Source organism: Nonomuraea sp. NPDC050643 (assembly GCF_040654715.1).
In the GTDB taxonomy this organism is placed as follows: Bacteria; Actinomycetota; Actinomycetes; order Streptosporangiales; family Streptosporangiaceae; genus Nonomuraea.
In genome coordinates this window covers 1-22,633 of the sequence record NZ_JBFAIM010000065.1, presented here as the reverse complement: position 1 = coordinate 22,633, position 22,633 = coordinate 1, and the positions used below count along the sequence as shown (strand labels likewise).

The window sequence follows — 22,633 nt, the reverse complement described above, 5'->3', positions numbered from 1 at the left end:
AGATGGAGGGCCCTGACCTCATGAAACGGCTCACTCGATGCTTAACCGCGCTGGTCTCGATCACCGGACTGGTCGCGTTCTCGTCCGCCACGCCCGGCCACGCCGGCGACGCCGCCGACTACCCCGAGTTCCCCTATCAGCCGACGACGTACAGCGAGCCGTACCGGGGTCAGTTCCACTTCAGCTCTCAGGGCGGCTGGATGAACGACCCCAACGGGCTCCTCCACTATAAGGGCACCTATCACTTCTTCTACCAGCACAACCCGCACGGGCTCGGCTGGGACACCATGCACTGGGGGCACGCCACCAGCACCGACCTGGTCCACTGGACGCAGAAGCCCATCGCGCTCGAACCCGGCGTGCACCCCGGCGACCTGTGGTCGGGAGCGGGCGTCGTCGACTCGGGCAACACCTCGGGCCTGCGTACGGGCACCGAGGACCCGCTCGTCGTCTTCTCCGGCACCAACGGCGTCTCCGTCTTCTACAGCCTCGACGCGGGCCGTACCTTCCAGTCCTACGACGGCGGGCGCAAGGTCGTCACCATGCCGGGCACCAGCCGCGACCCCAAGGTGCTGTGGCACGCCCCCACCAGGCGGTGGGTGATGGTGGTCTGGTCCGACGAGGGCGGCAACGGCGTCAACGTCTACACCTCACCGAACCTGCTCGACTGGACCCACCGCAGCAGGTACGCGGCGGACTGGCTGTTCGAGTGCCCGGACCTGTTCGAACTGGCGGTGGACGGCGACGGAAAGCGCAGGAAGTGGGTGCTCACCGACGCGAGCGGCGAATACGTGGTCGGCGACTTCGACGGCACGACGTTCGCCACCGACTGGCGGCAACCGCAGCGGATGGACCACGGCGGCAACCACGCCGGCGGCTCCTTCTACGCCGGGCAGGTCTTCAACAACATGCCGGACGACCGGGTCGTGCAGATGGTCTGGATGGGCGGGAACCAGGGCGCCACCTGGACCGGGAACGCCAGTTTCCCCGCGGAGCTCGGGCTGCGCACGACGCCCGCAGGCCCGCGCCTCACCCGCCGGCCGATCGAGGAGATCGGCGAGCTGCGCTACCGGACCTCCTCCTGGCGCGACCGCAGGCTGACCCCCGCCTCGGCGGCGGCGCTGCTGCGCACCCAGTCCGTGGACACCTACGAGGTCGAGGCCGAGTTCGACCTGAAGGGCGCGACCGCCAAGCGGTTCGGGTTCCGGCTGGACGTGCGGCCGGGCGGCGCGGCGGGGAGCGAGGTCCTCTACGACACGGCCGCCCGCACGCTGATGGGCGCCCCGCTGGAGCCGGTACGCGACCGCGTCAAGATCCGGATGCTGGTGGACCGGGCGCAGCTCGAGGTCTTCGGCAACGACGGCCTGGCCTCGATCACCAGTAACGTCGCCTTCGACCAGCGTCCGGACACCAGGGGCCTCTCCCTGTACACGGAGGGCGGCGGTGTCCGGCTGGTCTCACTCGACCTCCACGAACTCGCCCCGGCGTGGGGCATGGGCGAGCCGACGCTGGTGCACAACCTGCCCGGCCAGTGGCGCGTGGTCAACGGCTCGTGGACCGACGTCGCGGCCGGCAAGCAGGGCTCGGCGGGCGGCGACGCGTTCTACCTCAGTGACCGCACGGGGGCGGACTTCACGTACGAGGGCGACGTCCGGCTGGTCTCCGGCACCGCCGCGGCGCTCACCTTCCGCGCCGATCCCCAGGCCAAGGGGCACTACACGGCCAACATCGACAGCCGGGCCGGCGTGGTGAAACTGTGGCGGCCCGGCCGGGACATCGCCACGTACAAGACCTCCGTCGTCGCCGGCCGGGTGTACCACCTGAAGGTGGTGGCCAAGGGGGCGAGCATCAAGGTCTACCTGGACGGCGGGGCCACGCCCGTCATCGACGCGACCGACGACCAGTACGCGAGCGGCCACTTCGGCCTCAACGTCTTCGACGGCACAGCCCAGTTCCAGAACATCCGGCTGAACTGACGTCATCCCGAGGACCCGGCGGGCGGCATCACGACCCAACGACCACACCTCCCACCACAGTCCACCCGCCGGACACTCACCCAGGCAACACGCCCCCGCGCCCAGACAAACCCGAAAACCGCGCCGCACGGACAGGCGGGCGCACGGACAGGCGGGCGCCCCGACCCGCCGCTCACCATCGCGGTCCGCTCCACCGCACACGGCGAGGCTCCCGGCGGCCGGGTCGGGCCCGCCCGACGCGACGCGAGGGCCTGGCCTGCGCGAGACCCGGCGCGTGAGCCCGGTCGCGGGCCGTGAGGTGGAAGGGGTGTGGTGGCCGGGCGTCATCAGGTGACCGGAAACGTGGGTGTCGGAGAGACCCCTCGCGCCGAAGCCCGGCCTGCGCAAGGGACCAGCCTAAGCGAGGCCCGGCCGGTGCCAGAGCTCCCGGCTGCGAGAGCCTGGCCTGCGCAAAGGCCCGATCCGCACAAAAGCCGGCCTACGCGACAGCCCGGCCGTCGCAAGGGCCCGAGTTGCGTGCGAGCCCGGTCGTGGGTTGTGGTGGCCGGGTGTTACCACGTGATCTGGAATGTGGCGTCGGCGCGGCCCTGGGGGTCGGTGATCGGGTCGATCCGGAGCAGGTGGCCGGAGTGCCGCAGGTAGCGGTCCGGGTAGTTGTGGGAGCGGAAGGACGTCCAGGCGCCGTCGGCCAGGCCCGCCGTCCGGTGGAAGGTGGCGTCGGCCCGGAACGTCGCGGTGTTGTCGTTCGGGTCGAGCCTGAGCGCGAAGCCGGAGTGCCGCAGGTACCTGCCGGGCAGGTTCACCGACTCGAACGACACTCCGGCCGCGTCGGCCAGTCCGGGCACCAGCCGCCACTGCTGGTCGGCCGTCGGGTCCATCGGGAAGGGGTCGACCCGTGCGACGTTGTTCGCGTGGCGCACATACCGGTCGGGCAGGTTGTACGACTTGAGCCGGTTCCACTGCGGCGCGCCCCACCGGCCGACCAGCGCGGCCCGCTCGGCCTCGGTGATCGGGGTGATGGTGGCGTGCTTGGCGTTGATGGGCGGGGTGTAGGCGCGCTGGCCGAGCGGCGACCAGGCGTTGCCGTTGACGTTGGCCGACTGCCAGGCGTAGAAGACGGCGTTGGCCGGCGAGAACGAGTCGCCCCACGGCCAGTACGTGCCGCTCGTGTTCGACCTGACGAGGATGGGCGCCTCGATGGCGCCACCCTGCCGCAGCCCGCCGGTCAGGGTGGTGAAGCTGTTCGGCGCGCCCGTGGTGGAGCGGGCCACGTAGAGGTTGCCGTCGGCGAGGTTCTTGTAGGACAGGTAGAAGGCGCCGCCGTCCACGAGCACGTCTCCGTCGAGCACGTTGAAGCCCGGGTCGAAGAACACCTGGGGTGTGCCCATCGTGACGAAGTCGGTGGTGTAGTTGACCATGAACACGTCGCGGGTGCCGTTGTGCGCCGAGTAGATGACGGCGTACTGGTTGCGCGACGGCACCCAGAACGCCTCCGGCGCCCACGAGTGCGTGTTCATGCCGTGCAGGCGCACCCGCCGGTAATTGCTGAAAGCGGTCAGGTTCGCCGAGTCCCACACGTGGATGTACTGGTTGTCGAGGTTGAACACGCGCCCTTTGAGGTCGGTGGCCAGGACCACGAACGTGCCGTCCTGTTCACGCAGGATGTACGGGTCCCGCAGCCCCTGCATGCCGGCGGTCGGCGTGGCGACGGGGTTGTTCTGGTTCAGCGGCATCCAGGTGAGCCCGTCGGAGCTGACGGCCAGGTGCAGGGCGTAGCTGTCCCCCGACTGGTTCGGCGACTCCTTGAAGTACCCCATCACGTAGGCCGCGTACGCCGCCGCCGACGCGGGCCGCTCCACGACGATGATCGAGCTCAGCACAACGGTCAGTATCGCGAGGATCGTTCGGCGCAGGACCACGGCGGACACCTCCGGCAATTTCCTGTTAGCGCTAACATTCGATCGCCCAGCTATTTCCGGCACGTTTCCGCAGAGTGTCAACACTCTAAGCAAAGATGTCAATACCTGTTTGTCAGGCGGCAGCGGCGCTATTCTGTGGGCTCCATCACGCCGTCGTGAACGACATGTCTCCGCCCTGAAATGTTAACGCTAACAGCCATTCCTTCCGGAAGAAGGTCTCCATGATGTTGCGGATGGCGGCCGCGCTGGCGCTCCTGGTCATCCACAGCGGCAGCCACAGCGGCAGCCACACCGGCACCCCACCGCCCCCCGCGTACGCCGCCGCGCCGCCGACCGGCGCCCACTCACTGGAGTCGGTCGACCATCCGGGCCGCTACGTGCGGCATGCCGATTTCCTCGGCCGGCTCGACCCGGTGACCTCGGCCGCCACGACGCAGACCAAACTGGACGCCACCTTCACGATCGTGAACGGCCTGGCCGCACCGCACTGCGTGTCGTTCCAGGCCAGGGACGGCCGGTTCCTGCGGCACCGGGACTGGCGGCTGCGGACCGACGTCAACACCGGTGACGCCGCCTTCCGGGCCGACGCCACGTTCTGCGCCACGGACGGCTCAGCCGCCGGGTCGCTCTCGTTCGCCTCGTACAACTACCCGGAGCGCCGCGTCCGGCACCGCGACTTCGCGCTGTGGCTGGACCCCGACCAGCGCAGCGCCGGCAGCTCGTTCCGGATCACCGCGCCGTGGGCGCCCAGGACGGCCAAGGGGCCGGTCATCCCCGGACTGTTCGCGGACCCGCACCTCGCCGCCTTCGACGGCCGCTACTACCTGTACCCCACGACCGACGGGTACGCGGGCTGGCGCGGCACCTACTACAAGGCCTTCTCCTCGGCCGACCTGGTGAACTGGACCGACCACGGCGTCATCCTCGACCACGGGCCGGACGTGTCGTGGGCGGACGACTCGGCCTGGGCCCCGGCGGTCGCCACCCGCGACGGCCGCTACTACCTCTACTTCAGCGGCGGCCGGGCCACCGGCGACACCACGAAGCAGCTCGGCGTGGCGGTGGCCGCCTCCCCCACCGGCCCCTTCCGCGACGCCCTCGGCCGGCCGCTGGTCGCCGGGGGCCGGGTCGCCGGCGGCCAGGCGATCGACCCGATGGTGTTCACCGACGACGACGGGCGGTCCTACCTCTACTGGGGTCAGGGCGTGGCCCGCGTCGTACGGCTGAACGCCGACATGGTGTCCTACGATCCGGCGCAGGTCCGCGTCATCACGCCGGCCGGCTACAACGAGGCGCCGTTCGTGTTCAAGCGCGACGGCACGTACTACTTCATGTGGTCCGAGAACGACACCCGCAGCGAGGACTACCGGGTCGCCTACGCCACCGGTGCCGGCCCGCTCGGCCCGTGGACGCCGCGCGGCGTCGTGCTGCGCAAGCGGCTCGAGGCGGGCGTCAAGGGCACCGGCCACCACTCCGTGGTCCGGGCGCCCGGCACGGACGTCTGGCACATCGCCTACCACCGCTTCGCCGTCCCGGCCGGCGACGGCACCAACCGGGAGACCACCATCGACCGGATGGAGTTCAACGCGGACGGCACCATCCGCCCGGTCGTGCCCACCCTCTGAGAAGGAGACGCGCATGTCGAGAGCCTGGTCCCGGATGGGCGCGGTGCTCGCCACCGCCTGCCTGCTGTTCACCTCCCTCACCCCGCAGCGGGCGGCCGCCCTCGAGCCGTTCACCGGATACCTGATGGCGCACTTCACCGGGGAGTCGGCGAACGGCGAGCAGATCTACCTCGCCCACAGCGACGACGGGCTGCGCTGGACCGACCTGAACAACGGCCAGCTCGTCCTGCGCTCCACGGTCGGCACGCGCGGCGTACGCGACCCCGCCCTCGTCCGCTCCCCCGCCGGCGACCGGTACTGGATCGTCGCGACGGACCTGCGCATCGCCGGCGGCACGTCGTGGGGCGACGCCGCGAACCGGGGCAGCACCTCGCTCGTCGTCTGGGAGTCGCGCGACCTGGTCACCTGGTCGGCCCCGTGGCTGATCAACGTCGCCGGCGGCATCTCCGGCGCCGGCAACGCCTGGGCCCCCGAGGCCATCCACAACCCCGCGACCGGCGACTACGTGCTGTACTGGGCGACGAACTCGCCCCGCAACGGCGTGACGAAACACCGCATCTGGTACGTCCGCACGAGCGACTTCCGCACCTTCACCGCGCCCCAGCTCTACATCGAACGCGGCGGCGGCCAAGGCCTCATCGACACGCAGATCATCGACGTGCCCACCGGCGTCGGCGGCTACCGCTACTACCGGGCCTCGGCCGACGGCCACATCACGATCGAGGCCGCCAACGCGATCCTCGGCTCCTGGACGACGCTCGGGAACCTGTCGCACATGGGCATCTCCAACGGCACGGGCGGCGGCAACGTCGTGGAGGGCCCGATGTGGGCCCGGTTCAACGACCGCGACGAGTGGGCGCTGTGGCTGGACCAGTTCGCCACCGGCCGCGGTTACATGCCGATCACCTCGGCCAACCTGGGCAGCACGCAGAACTTCCGTACGCGCTCCGACTACGGCATGGGCGCCAGCCGCAAGCGCCACGGCTCCATCCTCAACCTGACCGCCGCCGAGGAGGGCCGCGTGCTCGGCCGCTGGGGCGGCACGGTGCCGGTCAACCGCATCCAGTCCTACAACTTCCAGGACCGCTACGTCCGCCACGTGAACCTCGACGTGCGCATCGACGCGAACGTCAGCCCGGCCCAGGACGCCCAGTTCCGGCTGGTGCCCGGCCTGGCGAGCGCGTCCGGCCACGTGTCGTTCGCGTCGGTGAACTTCCCGGGCTACTACCTGCGGCACTACGGCTTCGACTTCGTGCTGGCGCCCGACGACGGCACCGCGACGTTCGCCGGCGACGCCACGTTCCGCCAGGTCGCGGGGCTGGCCGGCTCGTCGTGGACGTCGTTCCAGTCCTACAGCCATCCCGACCGCCACATCCGGCACTCCGGTTACCTGCTCCGGCTCGACCCGATCACCGACACGCAGGGCCGGGCCGACGCCACGTTCAGGGTGACGTCGTAGCCGGTGCGACGACGAACCGGGTGGTGGCCCAGGCCGCGTACAGCAGGGGCGAGGCCAGGACGAGCAGGCCGAGCACGGGCTTGACCAGGATGACGGCCACGACCAAGCCGAGCACGACGAGGACGGCCGCGGACAGGTACCAGCGACGGGCCACCAGGAAGAGGACGGCCGGCGTTCGCGGCCGCTCGTCGATCGAGGTCAGGAGGGCGAACGTCAGCGACATGACCAGCGCCGCCGCCGTGCAGAAGAACGGCACGAGCGCCGGCCCCCACGCCGTCCGGGCGACGGTCACCGCGTCCACCGCCAGCACGCTCACGACCGCCGCGCCCGCCGCCCAGACGGCCAGGGCGCGCGGGGCGGCCCGCCGATAGGCGCCCCAGAACGCGCGCAGCACGCTCGTGGAGCCGCGGTTCAGTGCCTCGAAGCAGCCGAACGCCCCCGCCAGCGCCGGCCCGCACGGCAGGGACAGCACCGCGAAGAACGGCCAGGACGCCAGCGGGTCCCGTACGATCGCCAGCGCCGCCAGGAGCGGGGCGCAGGCGATGGCGAGCAGGACGTTCGTCATCAGTGCGACGTAGACGGTGGCGAACACCTGCTCGTAGGTCTCCTGGCGGGCCGGGCGCAGCAGCCGGCGGACGGCCCCGCCCTCCCCGTGGCCGCTCATCCCTTGAGTCCGCTCGTCGCGATGCCCTGGATGAAGTAGCGCTGCCCGAACAGGAAGATGACCAGGATGGGCAGCACCGACAGCACGGCGCCGGTCATGATCATCGCGTATTCGGCATCGTACTGGCCGACGAACGAGCGCAGGCCGAGCTGGACGGTCCACAGCTCGTTGCTCGTCAGGTAGATGAACGGTCCCATGTAGTCGTTCCAGGTGTTGACGAAGGTGAGCAGGGCCAGGCTCGCCAGCGCCGGCTTGGACAGCGGCAGCATGATGCGCCGGTAGATGCCGTACTCGCTGAGCCCGTCGATCCGCGCGGCCTCGCACAGGTCGTCGGGGATCGACATGTAGTACTGGCGCATGAGGAACACGCCGAACGCGCCGAACGCCTGCAGCAGGATGATCGACCAGTACGTGTCCGTCAGCTCGGCCTTCTGCATCATGATGTACTGCGGCACCATGTACGCCTGCCACGGCACCGCGATCGTCCCGATGTAGGCGAGGAACAGCGCGTCCCTGCCGGGGAAGCGCACCTTGGAGAAGCCGTAGGCGGCGAAGCTGCCGGTCAGCACCTGCAGGCAGGTGACCGTGACGGACAGGAACGCCGAGTTGCCCAGGTAGGTGAGCAGCGGGATGCGTTCCCAGATCTCGGCGAAGTTCGACCAGCGCAGTTCGTCCGGGATCCACTGGATCGGCACCGCGAAGACCTCGTTGTCCTGTTTCAGCGACGAGGACACCATCCACGCGAACGGCACCAGCACCAGCGCCGTCACCACGATCAGCCCGGTGTAGGCGAGCACGCTGCGGGCCAGGCTCCGGCTCCGGGGCGGCGCGGTCATGTGGCGCTCCTGCGCTCGTTGATGCGGAACTGGACGACGGTCACCGTCAGCACGATGACGAACAGCACCAGGGCGATGGCCGAGGAGTAGCCGAACTGGCCCTCCCTGATGCCCTCGCGGAAGATGAGCTGGGCCAGCACCAGCGTGCTGCGTCCCGGCCCGCCGTCGGTCATGACGAGGATCAGGTCCAGGACCTTGAAGCTCTGGATCGTCAGCATGACCAGGACGAAGAACGTCGTGGGCCGCAGGCACGGCAGCGTGACGCTCCAGAACCGCTGCCAGGCCGAGGCGCCGTCGACCCTGGCCGCCTCGTAGTACTCGCGCGGGATCGTCTGCAGTCCCGCCAGGTAGAGCACCATGTAGTAGCCCATGTCGCGCCACACGCTGGTGACGATCACCGCGGGCATGGCCCAGTCCGTGCTGGCCACCCACCGGGGCGGGTCGGTCAGGCCGAGCGCCTCGAGGACCTGGTTGACGGGTCCCGCCGTCGGGTTGAACAGCATGTTCCACACGACCGCGACGGCGACGAGCGAGGTGATGTAGGGGAAGAACGCCGCCGTGCGGAAGAACTGCACGCCGCGGATCTTCCGGTTGAGCACGAGGGCCAGGCCGAGCGCGGCGACGAGCGTCAGCGGGATGTGGCCCGCCGCGTAGAAGAGTGTGTTGCGGAGCGCGACGTGGAAGTTCTCGTCGCCGAGCAGCCGGGTGAAGTTGTCCAGGCCGGCCCATTCCGGGCTGCCGTAGGAGTCCCATTCGAGGAAGGCCAGCGCGAACGCGGCCAGCATCGGCACGAGCGTGAACAGGGCGAAGCCGACGAAGTTCGGGAGGATGAAGCTCCACCCGACAAGGATGTGGTGCCGGCCGCGTCCGCGGCGGGGCGGGGCGGCCGGCGTCGGTTGCGTCATGGCAGGAGTCATGCCTAGTTGAGCACTTCGTTCTTCACGCGCTCGTTCATCGAGCGGATACCGTCTGCCACGGACTTGTCCCCGACCATGATCAGCTCGTGCTCCTCGTTGAGGATCGTGTCGATGTCGGAGGTCTTGTCGCTGACCGGCATCTCCAGGTTGACCTTCTCGGGTTCGAAGGCCTTCTTGGACAGCTCGTCGGCCGGCATGCCCTCGAGGGCGAAGTAGGCCTTCGTGATCTCCGGGCTCTGCAGCGCCGGCACCACGCCGACCTTGGTGATCGCCTCGGCGCCCGCCTTGCTCGCGGCGAACTCGACGAACTTCTTCGCCGCGTCGGCGTGCTGGGCCTTCTTGTTGACGGCGAACGCGGTCGGCGAGCCGAACGTCGTCGTCCCGGTCGCGCCGGGGCGCTGCGGCATGGGGGCCAGCGCCCATTCGACGTCGGTGGCGCCCTTCTTCCTCGCCTCCAGGATGCCCGAGATGTACCAGGTGCCCATCGGCATCATGGCGGTCTTGCCGCTTTCGAACATGCTGCGGTAGTCGGCCTGCTGGGCCTTGGCGGTGCCGAAGTCGAGGACGGCGCCGGCGTCCTGGAGGCCCTTGGCCACGTTGTACTGCTCGGTGAAGAAGGTGTAGTCGCCGCCGAGCTGGTCGCCGCCGGTCTGCGCCGCGGAGATGGCCTGCACCACCGACCGCCAGGTGTGGTGGTAGGCCCCGTGGATCTTCGCGCCCCCGTCGCCCGAGGTGAGCTGTTTGGCGAGCTTGGCGTACTCGTCCCAGGTCAGCGGGTCGGGGAGCTTGACGCCCGCCTTGTCGAGCAGCGTCTTGTTGTAGTAGAGCAGCCAGAAGTCCTGCCGGTACGGCAGCGCGAAATAGGAGCCGCCGACCTTGAAGGCGTCCAGGCCGGCGAGCCCCGCGGTGTCGACCGACCTGACCGTGTCGGAGATGTCGAGGAGCTGGCCGCGGCTGGAGTAGCGCGAGTAGTCCGTGACGTTCTTCATCGTGATCACGTCGGTCTTGTCGCCGCCCGCGAGCATCGTGGTGACCTTGTCGGGATAGTCGTCGGCCAGGATGTCCACCGGCTTGACGGTGATGTTCGGGTTGGCCTGCTGGAAGGCGTCGAAGAGCGCCTTGAACTCGGGCGTCTTCGCCAGGTTCCAGACCGTGACGCTCAGGGTGATCTTTCCGTTGGGGTCGGCCGGTTCGGGGTCGCCCGAGCCGCAGGCCGCGATGGTGAGCGAGAGCGCGGTCACGAGGCCCAGGCCCCTCACCGCCCGCCGCCGTGCCCCGGTCTTTCCTGACGTGATCATTGATCCGGTCTCCTCTCCGTCACACGGGGGTTTCTCAGGCGCTGACCGCGAACTCGTCCGGGGTGACGGCCGTGCGGAGCGGCCTTCCCGACAGGTGGCGTTCGAGTTCGTCGAGAGCGCTTTCGCTCATCCGCCGGGTCTCGTTGCCGAGAGAGCCGGCGATGTGGGGGGTGATCATGACGTTGGGCAGCTCGTACAGCACCGAGTGGGCCGGGAGGGGCTCGGGGTCGGTGACGTCGAGGATGGCGTCGAGACGCCCGGAGGCGCACTCGCGCTCGATGGCGGCGGTGTCCAGCACGGCGCCGCGCGCGGTGTTGACGACGGTCGTGCCGTCGCGCAGCAGGGCCAGTTCGGCGGCGCCGATGAGGTGGCGGGTGGCGGGGAGCGAGGGGACGTGCAGGGTGAGCACGTCGCAGCTCCTGAGCAGCTCGGGCAGCGCGACCAGCCGGCCGCCCGCCGTGGCCACCTCCTCCCCGGCCGCGTACGGGTCGGCGACCAGGACGTCCATCTCCAGGTCGCGCAGCCGCTCCACGACCCGGCGCCCCACGCGCGAGAAGCCGACGACCCCCACGGTGCGGCCCCGGTTGGACAGCTCGCCGCGGCCGGTCACGTACGACCAGTCGTCGCGGTGCGTGCGGGCGTCCTGGGCCAGGAACGGCGCCTTCTTCCCGGCGAAGATGATCGCGGCGAGCGTGAACTCGGCGACCGGGATCGCGTTGGCGTCGGCGGCGCTGGTCACGAGGATGCCCCGGCGCCAGACCTCGTCGGTGACGAACGGGCGCACGGTGCCCGCGCAGTGGAAGATCGCCCGCAGCCGCGGCGCGTCGGCCAGCCGCTCGGCGGTCAGCGGCGGGCAGCCCCACGACGTGACCAGCAGGTCGCTCTCACGCAGCCGCCGCCGCGCGGCCGGGGTGTCGAGGTCGGGGGTCCAGATCGGGTCGGGAAGCTCGACGAGAGCGCTCAACCGGCGGAGCTGCCGCTGCCCGAACTGCACGCCGAACGTGTCCGGGTCCATGACCAGCAGGGCCCGGGATCTGGTGGTCAACCTCGTACTCCTTGGGGGTGCGGTTCCGTGCCGTCCCACGACAGGGGGCGGCCTTCCTGTTTCGGTCAACGCACGATCAGGTTCGCTCATCTGTGATCGGCTGACGTTGGGTCGGAGTTAAGCGCGATCGGAGTGAGCTCGTCAAGAGGCAATCGGATCAGACTGATCAGCAATGTTCGACTTAGATCACGACTGCTCAACGAAAGGGGTGGCACGCCTTGACGCGCATGGATGCCGCTGGAACCATCACCGGCATGGTCACGTGAACATGGCGCGCCCGGAACGCGCGGGCCGCGCGATCAGGACGACGAGCCGCGCACGATGAGCTGCGGGCCGACCACGACCCGGTGCGCCGGTCGCCCGGGGTCGCGCAGGCGCTCGATCAGCAGGGCGAACGCGGCCCGGCCGATGTCGGCCTTGGGCGGGCGGATCGCGGTCAGCGGCGGGTCGCACAGCTCGGCCACCTCGTCGTCGTAGGTGACCACGGCCAGGTCCGCGGGAACGCGGATGCCGCGATCCTGGCACCGCTCCACCAGCGAGATCGCCTCCGGATCGGAGTGCACGAGCAGGGCCCGCGTGCCCGTCGCCAGGCACGCGTCGAGCACCTCGTCCATGGCCGGCGCCCAGCCCGGGTCACGCCGGTCGACCGTCCGGGCCTGCGGCGTGCCCTCCGTCTCCAGGCCCAGCTCCTCACAGGCCAGCCGCCAGCCGGCCCGCACGTGCGGCGCCGTCGGGCTGCTGATCGTGGTGATCAGCCCGACCCGCCGATGCCCCAGCACCGCCAGGTGCCGCACGGCCATCGCCGCGCCCAGGGCGTGATCGCTCACGACGGACTCCATCGCCTCGCGGTAGGGCCCCACCACCGCCGCCCGCTCGATCAGCACCACCGGCACCCCGGCCGTCTGCAGCCAGCGGACCAGCTCCTCGCCCTCGTCGCTCTCCGTCGTGGGCGCGACCAGCAGCCCGTCGACGCCCACCGAGTCCACCAGCGAGGCGAGCTGGCGGCGCTCGTCGGCCACCTGGTAGGTGGCCCCGCGCAGCACCACCCGCACCCCCACCGCCCCGGCCGCCTCGCGCACGCCGCGGATGACATCGGGGTAGTAGTAGTCCAGCGACGGCACGACCATGCCCACGACCATGCCAGCCGTCATGCCGGCCGTCATGCCGGCGGTCGGCTCGTGCTCGTCGCCCGTCCCGGCGGACGGCACGACCTCCCGCGCCGCCTCTCGGGCCGTCTCCCATGCGGGCCGGTCGCGGGCCGGCCGCTCCGCGAGCGCGGCGCCGCCGCGGACCCGGCGCACGGCGCCCTCCTCGGCGAGCAGGCCGATGTCGCGCCGGATCGTGATCGCCGACACCGCCAGCTCGGCGGCCAGATCGTGCACCCGCATGATGCCGCGCCGCCGCAGCAGCTCCAGCAGCCGTGTGCGGCGCTCGTCCGGCAACTGCCCCTGCGCGTCCTGGCTCGACATGGGCACGCCTCCGGCTTGATCGTCTTCGGCGGGTGATGCGCCGATGGCCACGTTGGTCATGCTCCTCCTCGCCGCGGCCATAGTACCGATCGAATCTGATCAAAGGTGAATTAACCAGCAACTCACGGGTGGCGGTGGGCGGCGCCCGGGTGGGTGGGGGGCAGGCGGTGCAGGCCGGGGCCGAGGAGGCGTTCGCGCAGGGTCGCGTCGTCGTAGGCGGTGCGGTAGCGGCCCCGTCGCTGCAGTTCGGGCACGACGAGTTCGATGAAGTCCTCGGCGGTGCCCGGCGACAGGTACTGCATGAGGTTGAAGCCCGTCGCGCCGGTCTCGTCGGCCCAGCGCTCGATCTCGTCGGCCACGTGCCCGGGGGTGCCGGCGACGAAGAACGGGCCGCCCTGGCCGATCCGGCCCACGGAGTCGAGCACGTCGCGCACCCGCAGGCCGCGGCCTGTCAGCGGGCGTACGGCCCGCTCGGTGAAGTCGCCGCCGCGGGCCACGATGTCGTCGATCAGCTCGTCCGGGTCGTAGGCGGCCAGGTCGATGCCGCTGCCCCGCTGCGCCAGGAAGCCCTCCGGCCTGATGTGGCGCTGCAGGTCGGCGACCTTGGCGTCCACCTCCCGCCGGGTGGGGGCGACGATGACGGACGCGCTGGGGAAGAACGTGATGTGGCGGGGGTCGCGGCCGTACGCGGCGGCCCGGCGGCGGGTGTCGGCGATGTCGTCGCGCAGCGCCTCCAGGGTGGGGGCGCCGGTGAAGACCGCCTCGGCGTGCCTGGCCGCGAACTCCTTGCCGCGCTCGGAGTTGCCCGCCTGGTAGAGCACGGGGGTGCGCTGCGGCGACGGCTCCGACAGGTGCGGCCCGGCGACCCTGAAGTGCTTGCCGACGTGGTCGATGGGGTGGACCTTGGCGGGGTCGGTGTAGACGCGGCGGTCCCGGTCGCGCACCACGGCGCCGTCCTCCCAGCTCCCCTCCCACAGCTTGTACAGGACCTCCAGGTACTCCTCGGCGATCTCGTAGCGCAGGTCGTGCTCGATCTCGTCGTCCAGGCCGAAGTTGCGGGCCGCGCTGCGCAGGTAGGAGGTGACGACGTTCCAGGCCACGCGGCCCTTGGTGAGGTGGTCGAGGGTGGACATGCGGCGGGCGTGCGCGAACGGCGGCTCGTACGTGGTGGAGAACGTCACGGCGAACCCCAGGTGCCGGGTCACGGCCGCCATCGCGGGCACCACCAGCAGCGGGTCGTTGGCGGGGATCTGCACGGCCTCGCGGACGGCGGTCTCGGGGCCGCCGCGGTAGCGGTCGTAGGCCCCGACGACGTCGGCCAGGAAGACGGCGTCGAACAGCCCGCGTTCCAGCAGCCTGGCCAGGTCCGTCCAGTACTCCAGGTCGGTGTAGCGGTGGCGGTTGTTGGCTGGATGGGTCCACAGGCCGTGCTGGATGTGGCCGACGCAGTTCATCTCGAAGAGGTTGAAATGGATGATGCCGCTCATCGGGGGAAACTCCTGGGGGCGATGCCGTTGAGGTGGTAGTTGCCGACGTCGTGCACCTTGGCCCGCCGCGGGTCGTGGACGGTGTGGGTGCGGGCGTTGCGCCAGTGCCGGTCCAGGTTGAGCCCGCTGCGCGTGGCGCCGGCCCCGGCCAGCTCGAACCACTCGCCGGTCACCCGGTTGGCGGCCCGGTCGGCCTGTGCTCGGGCGGCGGCCATCGCGACGGCCGCCTCCCCGGCCAGGCGCTCGAAGTCCTCCGGCGCGGCGGCGCGGGCCCGGTCCACGGCGTCGCCCGCGCTCTCCAGCAGGGCCCTGGCCGCCCGGGTCAGCACGGCCAGCTCGCCGAACGTCTGCACGACGACCGGGTCCTCGACGACCTTCTCGGCCTGGCTGCCGGGCCAGCCGCCCTTGACGTAACCGCGCAGGAACGCGGCTGCGTCGGCGAGCGCGCCCTCGGCGATGCCGGTGTCGATGGCGGCGTGGATGAGCAGCCCGAAGCTCCTGAACGTGCTGACGTCGTCGCGGCGCACCGGCATGACGTGATCGGCGGGCACGAACACGTCGTCCAGCAGCACCGTGCCGCTGGCGGTCGTGCGCTGGCCGAAGCCGTCCCAGTCGTCCACCACGGTCAGGCCGGGCGCGTCACGGGGCACGAACGCCACGCTGTAGGAGTCGCCGTCGGTGGCGGTCACCGGGATCCAGTGCGCGAACAGCGCGCCCGTCGAGTAGACCTTGTGGCCGGAGATGAGGTGGCCGCCCTCGTGGGGACGCAGTTTCGCGTGCTCGCGGGCGCCGCCGGGGCCGCGCGCGTCCACGGCGGCGTTGCCGAGCCGCCTGCCCGCCAGCACCTCCCGGTAGAAGAACGCCTGCTGCTCGGGGGTGCCGTGCTCGCGCAGCGAGTCGACGTACCAGAAGTGGTTCTGCGGGATCTGGCCGATGCTGCCGTCGGCGGCGGACAGCTCCCTGATGACGGCGCCGACGGTGGCGGTGCGCACGCCCGCGCCGCCGTGCCGGGCCGGGACGGTGATGGCGAGCAGGCCGCTGCCGGACAGCGCCTCGATCTCGGCGACCGGCAGGACGCGCTCGGCGTCGCGCCGGGCGGCGCCCTCGGCGAAGCCCGCCGCCAGCTCGCGGGCGACCGCGACGGCCTCCTCGTCGGTCTTGATCACATGTGCCATGTCACGCCGCCGCCAATCTCGGGATGGCCGCCACCAGTTCCCGCGTGTACGGGTGCGCCGGCTCGTTGAAGACCGTCTCGACCGGGCCCTCCTCGACCACGTGCCCGTCCTTCATCACCAGGACCCGGTCGCACAGGTGGTGCACCACGCCCAGGTCGTGGGAGATGAACAGGTAGGCCACGCCGGTCTCGCGCTGGACGTCCTCCAGCAGGTCGAGCACCTGGGCCTGGACGGACACGTCGAGCGCGGACACCGGCTCGTCGCACACGATCACGGACGGTCCCGGGGCCAGGGCCCGCGCGATGGCGACCCGCTGCCGCTGCCCGCCGGACAGCCGCAGCGGGCGCCGCGCCAGGTGCTCGGCGCCAAGCCCGACCAGCTCCAGCAGCTCGACGGCGCGTCCGCGGCGCCGCTCGCGCGGCACCCCGGCCACGGTCAGGGCCTCGGCGAGCACCTTGGCCACGGTGTAGCGGGGGTCGAAGGAGGCGAGCGGATCCTGGTAGACGACCTGGACGTCCCGGCGCTGGGCCCGGTCACGCCGGGTCCAGGGCCGTCCGTGCACCTCGACGGTCCCGGTGTCGGGCGGGGTCAGCCCGAGCGCGATCCTGGCCGTGGTGGTCTTGCCGGAGCCCGACTCACCGACGATCCCGAGGGTCTCGCCCTGACGCAGCGTGAACGACACCTCCTGTACGGCGGCCCGCCCCCCGAACGACGTGCCGATCCCCTCGGCCCGCACCACGACCTCGCCGGGAGCGGGCCGCGGCGCGGCCGGGGCGGCGTCGGAGAGCCTGGTGCCCTTGGTGTGCTCGGCCGGGATCGCCCGGAGCAACTGCCTGGTGTAGTCGTGCGCGGGCTCGGTGAGCACCCGCGCGGTGGGCCCCTGCTCGACGATCACGCCGTCCTTCATCACCGCGACCCGGTCGGCCAGCCTGGCCACCACGGCGAGGTCGTGGCTGATGACCAGCAGCGACCTGCCCTCGTGCTTGATCCCGGCCAGCAGGTCCAGCACCTGGGCCTGGATCGTGACGTCCAAGGCGGTGGTCGGCTCGTCGGCGATGACCAGCTCGGGGTCGGCGGCGACGGCGGCGGCGATCAGCGCCCGCTGGCGCAGCCCGCCGGACAGCTCGTGCGGGAGCTGCCCGGCCCGCAGCTCGGGGTCGGGGACGCCGGCCGAGGCGAGCAGCTCGCGCACCCGGGCCCGGCGGGCCGGGCCAGGCAGGTCGGTGTGGGCGGCCAGGACCTCCTCGATCTCCTTGCCGACCTTGCGCAGCGGGTCCAGCGACACCAGGGCGTCCTGGAGCACGAAGCCGATGCGGCCGCCGCGCAGGCGCCGCCAGCCGCGCTCGCGCAGCCTCGTCAGGTCCTGCCCGGCGAAGGCCAGCCCGCCCGCTTCGACGCGGGCGCCCTCGCCGGTGAGACCGACCAGGGTGCGGGCGGTGACGCTCTTGCCCGAGCCCGACTCGCCGACCAGCGCCAGGCACTCGCCGGCGGCGATCTCGAAGGAGACCCCGCGCACGACCGGCGTGTCCCCGAACCGGACCCGCAGGTCCTCGACCTTGACCACGCTCACGGGGTCCTCCCTTCGGATCGCAATCTGAGCGCCCGGCCGACCACGGTCACGCTGATCACCGTCAGCGTGATCGCCGCGCCCGGGAAGAGGCCGTACCACCAGGCACGCGAGATGAAGTTGCGGGCGGTGGACAGCATGGAGCCCCATTCGGGCTCCGGCGGCGGTGTGCCGAGCCCGAGGAAGCTCAACGCGGAGCCGGCCACCAGGGCCGTGCCGACGCCGATGGTGGCCAGGATGAGCACCGGTTTGACGGCGTTCGGGAGCACGTGCCGCAGCACGACGCGCGGCGCGGACAGGCCGAGCGCGTACGCCGCCTCCACGTAGCTCGACCGGCGGATGCTCAGCGTCTGGGCGCGCACCAGCCGGGCGTAGGAGGGGATGCCGGCCACGCCGATGGCCAGGATCGCGTTGGCCGTGCCGCCGCCCGCCACGGTGATGACGACCAGGGCCAGCAGCAGCTCGGGGAAGGCCAGCCCGATGTCGGACAGGCGCATGATGACGTTCTCGACGACGCGGTTGCCCAATCCGGCGGCCAGGCCCAGCAGCCCGCCGAACACCAGCGCGACCGCGATCGCGCCGAAGCCGAGCAGCAGCGAGGTGCGCGTGCCGTGCACGATGCGGGCCAGCACGTCCCTGCCGTTCTCGTCGGTGCCGAGCAGGTGCTCGGCGCTGGGCGGCCGCAGCGTCTGCCCGCTGTCCACGGCCAGCGGGTCGTGGCCGGTGAACAGGCCCGGCGCGAGCGCGGCCAGCACGAGCAGGGTCAGGACGGCGGCGGCCAGGTAGAGGCCGAGGCGCTTCACGCGGCCTCCTTCAGCCGGGGGTCGATGGCCAGGTACAGCAGGTCGACCACGAGGTTGACCAGGACGTAGACCAGCGCGGACAGCAGCACGACGCCGAGCACGACCGGCAGGTCCTTGGCGTTGACCGCGGAGACCAGCAGGCGGCCGATGCCCTGGCGGGTGAAGAGCGTCTCGGTGATGACCGCGCCGCCGAGCAGCGCGCCCACCCAGTAGCCGGTCATGGTGACGAGCGGGGTCAGGGCGTGCCGGAGCGCGTGCCGGACCCGTACGGCCGTGTCGGACAGCCCGCGGGCGCGGGCGCTGACGACGAACGGCTCGTCCAGCACCTCCTCCAGCGCCTCGCGCAGCACGTGGCCGAGCACGCCCGCGATCGGCAGGGCCAGGCAGAGGGCGGGCAGCACCAGCGAGGCGACGCCGTGGCTGCCGGTCGCGGGGAACAGCCGCAGCCCGAAGGAGAAGACGGTCAGCAGCACGATCCCGAGCCAGAACGTCGGCGTGGAGGCCACCAGCAGCTCGGCCCCGGCGGCCAGGCCGCGCACCCAGCGCCGCCGCTTGGCGGTGAACAGGGCGACGGCCACGGCCAGCACCAGGCCGGCCACGGCGGCGGTCAGCGCCAGCTCGACGGTGGCGGCGGCCTGCTCGCCGATGGCCCGGGTGACCGGGGTGTGCAGGCGGTAGGAGGTGCCGAAGTCGCCGGTGACGATCCGGCCCAGGTGGGCGGCGTACTGCTCGTACCAGGGGCGGTCGAGGCCGTACTCGGCGGTGACCTGGGCGAGCACCTCGGGGGTCGGGGCCGCGCCCTCCCCGCCGACGATGACCTCGGCGGGGTCGCCCGGGGTGAAGTGCAGCACCAGGAAGGTCAGCGTCGCCGCACCCCACAGCACGCCGATCCCGGCCAGCAGGCGCCATCCGACGAATCTCAGCGTCCTCATTCGTCCAGCCAGGTGTCGTAGAAGTACGGCGACGGGTAGGCGGGCGTGAAGGCCAGGTCGCGGACCTTCTTCTGGTAGGAGACCGGCCGCGGGTCGTCGTAGAACGGGATGGCGGGGACGAGTTCGAGCAGCCTGGCCTGCGCCTGGTTGTACAGCTCGGTCCGCTCGGCCTGGTCCGTGGAGCGCCGTGCCTTCTCCAGGAGGTCGTCGAGGTCGCCGTCGGACAGGCGGGCGACGTTCTGGCCGCGCCGCGCGGCGGTGGTGATGTTCTTGGAGGAGTACTGGATCCACAGCACGTCGGCCGTGTTGGTGGCCCACAGCCCTGAGGTCAGGTCGTAGTCGCCCCTGGTCGAGCGGTCGGTGAGCTCCTGCTCGGGCGGCGTCTGGATCTGGATGTCGAGGCCGATCTTCCTGGCGGCGGCCTGGGTCTGCACGGCGATCTGCATGCGCTGGGCGGGGAAGTTCGCCGCGATCGGGAAGTACGCGGTCAGCCGCTTGCCGTCCTTGAGCCGGATGCCGTCCTTGTCCCTGGCCGTCCAGCCGGCCTCGTCGAGCAGCTTGCCGGCCTGGTCCGGGTCGTGGGCGATGGTGCCCGCCAGGCCCTTGGCGTAGCCGGGGGTGGAGGTGGTGACGAAGCCCTGGGCCACCTGGTACTGGCCGAAGGAGATGCCCTTGATGATCGATTCGCGGTCCACGGCGGCCAGCAGTGCCCGGCGTACCCTGACGTCGTCGAACGGGGCCCGCGAGGTGTTCAGCCAGAACGCCATCGGGTGCCCCGGCCGGATCGCGCTGAGGAAGCCGAGGTCGGGGTTGGCCTTGACGTCCTCGACGTTCTGCGGCGGGGTGAAGTCGATGGCGTCCACCTCGCCGGCGGCCAGCGCGTTGTAGCGGGTGGCGTCCTCGGCCAGGAAGCGGATCTCCAGCCTCTCCAGGTACGCGGGACCGGTGTGCTTGGCGCTCTTCGGGCCCCAGTTGTAGTCGGGGTTGCGGTGATAGGTGACGCTCTGTCCCTTGGTCCACTTGTCGAAGACGAAGGGACCGGAGCCGATCGGGTGCTCGCAGATGCTCTGCGGCGACTCCTTGATCTGCCGGGGCGAGATCATGCCGAGGTAGCCCTGCGCGAGGATGTCGAGGAACGGCGAGTACGGCGACGACAGGCGCACCTCGAGCGTGTGCTCGTCCACGACCTTGGCGTCCTCGTAGGGCGCGATGTACGCCGCCGCCAGCGGCGACTTGGTCGCCGGGTCCTTCATGTGCTCGAAGTTGACCTTCAGCGCCTCCGCGTTCCAGACCGCCCCATCATGAAATTTCACCCCCTGACGCAGCTTGAACGTGTACGTCAGCCCGTCGTCGGAGATCTTCCAGGAGTCCGCCAGCCACGGCTTGATCGTGCCGTCGGTGTCGAACCACACCAGCGAGTCGGCCACCGGGACCGTGGTCACCGGGCCGTCGGAGCTGGCGTTGCCGTGCGGGTCGAGGCAGGGCGGCTCCTGGCCGTTCTCCCCGAGCACCAGCGTCCCGCCGGGCTTGGGGGTGGTGGCGCCGCCGGCCGTGACCCCAGCGGTGCTCCCGCAGCCGGCGAGCAGCAGGGCGGCGGTGAGGATGGCGAGAGTCTTGGTCATGTGTCAGCTCACCCAGGTGTCGTGGAAGGTGACCGCGCCGTAGGCGTGGTCCCAGGTCAGCCCGTGCACCGTCGTCCTGGCGGAGACGAGGCTGGGCCGGTCGTAGAGCGGGATGGCGGGCGCGAGGCCGATCAGCCGTGACTGCGCCTCGCCGTAGATCGCGGCGCGCTCGGCGGCGTCGGTGGTCCCCCTGGCCTCTTCGAGGAGCTCGTCGAGCCGCTCGTCGGAGAGCCGGGTGGTGTTCTGGCCGCGCCGCGCGGCGGTGGTGATGTTCTTGGAGGAGTACTGGATCCACAGCACGTCCGCCGTGTTGGTGGTCCAGATGCCGACCGAGACGTCGAAGTCGCCCTTGGCCGTGCGCTCCGAGGAGATCTGCGCGGTGACGTTCTCGATCTTGATCTCGATGCCCAGCTTGGCGGCGGCGGCCTGCGTCTGGACCAGGATCTGCGTGTTCTGCGGGTTCACGCCGGTGTCCAGGGCGGTGGCGGTCAGGCGCTTGCCGTCCTTGACGCGGATGCCGTCCTTGTCCCTGGCCGTCCATCCGGCCTCGTCGAGGAGCGTGGCGGCCTTGGCGGGGTCGTGGGCGATCGTGCCCGGAGCGTGGTCGGGGGTGGAGGAGGACAGGAAGCCGGTGGCGGTCTTCCACTGGCCGAACGAGACGCTGCCGATGATCGCCTCGCGGTCCACGGCGAGGGTGAGCGCCTGGCGTACCTTCTGGTCGTCGAAGGGGGCGCGGCCGGTGTTGAGCCACACCGAGAAGGGGTGACCGGGCCGGTCGATGCTGGTGAAGGCGAGGTCGGCGTTGGCCTTGACGTCCTCGACGCTGGCCGGCGGGGTGTTGTCGATCACGTCGACCTCGCCGGAGAGCAGGGCGTTGTAGCGGGTGGCGTCCTCGGCCAGGAAGCGGATCTCCAGGCCGTCCAGGTACGCCGGCTCGTCGCGCCCGCCCGGTCCCCACGCGTAGCCGGGGTTCTTCTTGTAGGTGATGCTCTGGCCCTTGACCCACGCGCCGAAGACGAACGGACCCGAGCCGATCGGGTGCTCGCACGTGCTCTTGGGGTCGTCCTTGAGCTGCTCGGGCGAGATCATGGCGAGGTACGACTGCGCGAGCACGTTGAGGAAGGCCGAGTAAGGGGAGCTCAGGCGCACCTCGAGCGTGCGGTCGTCGACGACCTCGGCATCCTTGTAGGGGGCGATGTAGGCGGCGGCCAGCGGTGACTTGGTGGCCGGGTCGCGCATGTGCTCGAGGTTGAGCTTGAGCGCCTCGGCGTTCCAGGCCGATCCGTCGTGGAACGTCACGCCCTCCCGCAGGGTGAAGGTGTAGGTCAGGCCGTCGTCGGAGATCTTCCACGCGGTGGCCAGCCAGGGCTTGAGCTCGCCCTTCGCGTCCTGCCACAACAACGAGTCGAAGAGCGGCCGGCCGACGACCGTGGTGTTGGTGGTGGAGAGCTGGTGGGGGTCGAGGCAGGCGGGCTCGTCGCCGTTCTCGCCGAGCACGAGCGTGCCTCCGGGCTTGGGGGCGCCGCCGGCGGCGGCGGTCTCGCCGGCGGGCTCCGAGCCGCAGGCGGCCGACAGTGACGCGATCAGGGCCGTGACGAGCAGCAGTTTCGAGCGGGTGAGCATGGGGGTCCTTAAACAGGTATTGCCTACCTGCATTGCAGGGATTACGGTGAACCATAACGTAACACGCAGAACGGACGAAACAACATGACCCACGTGATCGCCGACGACGCCGAGGCGCGGGCGGCCGCCTCGAGGATCGCCTCCCGGCGCACCAGCCGATCGATTCTCTTGGGCATGCCCTCATTATGACTGACCGGTCAGTCATAATGAACCATT

Annotated in this window: 18 protein-coding genes; 3 read left to right on the top strand and 15 right to left on the bottom strand. The window is 71.0% G+C overall.

Annotation, left to right across the window (positions count from 1 at the left end):
* Nucleotides 1-20: 20 nt before the first annotated feature.
* Complete coding sequence (locus AB0I15_RS51800) at nucleotides 21-1,976, top strand: glycoside hydrolase family 32 protein (protein WP_358114119.1); 1,956 nt, start codon at nucleotides 21-23, stop codon at nucleotides 1,974-1,976.
* A 551-nt stretch (nucleotides 1,977-2,527) separates the two neighbouring features.
* Here the strand turns inward: AB0I15_RS51800 and AB0I15_RS51795 are convergent.
* Nucleotides 2,528-3,895, bottom strand: coding sequence for a glycoside hydrolase family 43 protein (locus AB0I15_RS51795; RefSeq protein ID WP_358114117.1), 1,368 nt, complete (start codon nucleotides 3,893-3,895; stop codon nucleotides 2,528-2,530).
* A 221-nt stretch (nucleotides 3,896-4,116) separates the two neighbouring features.
* Between AB0I15_RS51795 and AB0I15_RS51790 the strand changes: the two genes are divergently transcribed.
* On the top strand, nucleotides 4,117-5,520 hold the full coding sequence (locus AB0I15_RS51790) for a family 43 glycosylhydrolase (RefSeq protein ID WP_358114115.1): 1,404 nt from the start codon (nucleotides 4,117-4,119) through the stop codon (nucleotides 5,518-5,520).
* A gap of 13 nt (nucleotides 5,521-5,533) precedes the next feature.
* Complete coding sequence (locus AB0I15_RS51785; protein WP_358114113.1) at nucleotides 5,534-6,979, top strand: glycoside hydrolase family 43 protein; 1,446 nt, start codon at nucleotides 5,534-5,536, stop codon at nucleotides 6,977-6,979.
* Here the strand turns inward: AB0I15_RS51785 and AB0I15_RS51780 are convergent.
* The 14 genes from AB0I15_RS51780 to AB0I15_RS51715 form a co-directional block, all read right to left on the bottom strand.
* Nucleotides 6,963-7,643, bottom strand: coding sequence for a hypothetical protein (locus tag AB0I15_RS51780; RefSeq protein ID WP_358114111.1), 681 nt, complete (start codon nucleotides 7,641-7,643; stop codon nucleotides 6,963-6,965). The two genes, AB0I15_RS51785 and AB0I15_RS51780, sit on opposite strands and share 17 nt — an antisense overlap.
* A complete protein-coding gene (locus AB0I15_RS51775; RefSeq protein ID WP_358114109.1) occupies nucleotides 7,640-8,479 on the bottom strand; it encodes a carbohydrate ABC transporter permease in 840 nt (279 codons plus the stop codon). Before AB0I15_RS51775 ends, AB0I15_RS51780 begins: the two co-directional genes overlap by 4 nt.
* Nucleotides 8,476-9,384, bottom strand: a complete 909-nt coding sequence (locus AB0I15_RS51770) for a sugar ABC transporter permease (RefSeq protein WP_358114107.1) — start codon at nucleotides 9,382-9,384, stop codon at nucleotides 8,476-8,478. The genes AB0I15_RS51775 and AB0I15_RS51770 overlap by 4 nt, the downstream gene beginning before the upstream one ends.
* A gap of 14 nt (nucleotides 9,385-9,398) precedes the next feature.
* Complete coding sequence (locus AB0I15_RS51765) at nucleotides 9,399-10,694, bottom strand: sugar ABC transporter substrate-binding protein (protein WP_358114105.1); 1,296 nt, start codon at nucleotides 10,692-10,694, stop codon at nucleotides 9,399-9,401.
* A gap of 34 nt (nucleotides 10,695-10,728) precedes the next feature.
* Nucleotides 10,729-11,739 carry a hydroxyacid dehydrogenase gene (locus tag AB0I15_RS51760; RefSeq protein WP_358114103.1) on the bottom strand — a complete coding sequence of 337 codons (1,011 nt, stop codon included), beginning with the start codon at nucleotides 11,737-11,739 and terminating at the stop codon, nucleotides 10,729-10,731.
* 299 nt (nucleotides 11,740-12,038) lie between these two features.
* Nucleotides 12,039-13,268, bottom strand: a complete 1,230-nt coding sequence (locus tag AB0I15_RS51755) for a substrate-binding domain-containing protein (protein ID WP_358114101.1) — start codon at nucleotides 13,266-13,268, stop codon at nucleotides 12,039-12,041.
* A 62-nt stretch (nucleotides 13,269-13,330) separates the two neighbouring features.
* Nucleotides 13,331-14,695, bottom strand: a complete 1,365-nt coding sequence (locus AB0I15_RS51750; protein ID WP_358114099.1) for an LLM class flavin-dependent oxidoreductase — start codon at nucleotides 14,693-14,695, stop codon at nucleotides 13,331-13,333.
* The gene (locus AB0I15_RS51745) at nucleotides 14,692-15,870 is read right to left on the bottom strand and encodes an SfnB family sulfur acquisition oxidoreductase (protein ID WP_358114097.1); all 1,179 of its coding nucleotides are present in this window, start codon (nucleotides 15,868-15,870) and stop codon (nucleotides 14,692-14,694) included. Before AB0I15_RS51745 ends, AB0I15_RS51750 begins: the two co-directional genes overlap by 4 nt.
* Nucleotide 15,871: 1 nt before the next feature.
* Entirely contained in the window at nucleotides 15,872-17,440 is a 1,569-nt protein-coding gene (locus AB0I15_RS51740) for an ABC transporter ATP-binding protein (protein WP_358114095.1), read from the bottom strand.
* Complete coding sequence (locus tag AB0I15_RS51735) at nucleotides 17,437-18,240, bottom strand: ABC transporter permease (RefSeq protein ID WP_358114093.1); 804 nt, start codon at nucleotides 18,238-18,240, stop codon at nucleotides 17,437-17,439. The genes AB0I15_RS51740 and AB0I15_RS51735 overlap by 4 nt, the downstream gene beginning before the upstream one ends.
* Nucleotides 18,237-19,172 (bottom strand): ABC transporter permease, encoded by a 936-nt coding sequence (locus tag AB0I15_RS51730; protein ID WP_358114091.1) that lies wholly within the window; start codon nucleotides 19,170-19,172, stop codon nucleotides 18,237-18,239. Before AB0I15_RS51730 ends, AB0I15_RS51735 begins: the two co-directional genes overlap by 4 nt.
* On the bottom strand, nucleotides 19,169-20,794 hold the full coding sequence (locus AB0I15_RS51725) for an ABC transporter substrate-binding protein (protein WP_358114089.1): 1,626 nt from the start codon (nucleotides 20,792-20,794) through the stop codon (nucleotides 19,169-19,171). The genes AB0I15_RS51730 and AB0I15_RS51725 overlap by 4 nt, the downstream gene beginning before the upstream one ends.
* A 3-nt stretch (nucleotides 20,795-20,797) precedes the next feature.
* Nucleotides 20,798-22,417 carry an ABC transporter substrate-binding protein gene (locus AB0I15_RS51720; RefSeq protein ID WP_358114087.1) on the bottom strand — a complete coding sequence of 540 codons (1,620 nt, stop codon included), beginning with the start codon at nucleotides 22,415-22,417 and terminating at the stop codon, nucleotides 20,798-20,800.
* 41 nt (nucleotides 22,418-22,458) lie between these two features.
* On the bottom strand, nucleotides 22,459-22,593 hold the full coding sequence (locus tag AB0I15_RS51715) for a hypothetical protein (RefSeq protein ID WP_358114085.1): 135 nt from the start codon (nucleotides 22,591-22,593) through the stop codon (nucleotides 22,459-22,461).
* Nucleotides 22,594-22,633 lie beyond the last annotated feature (40 nt).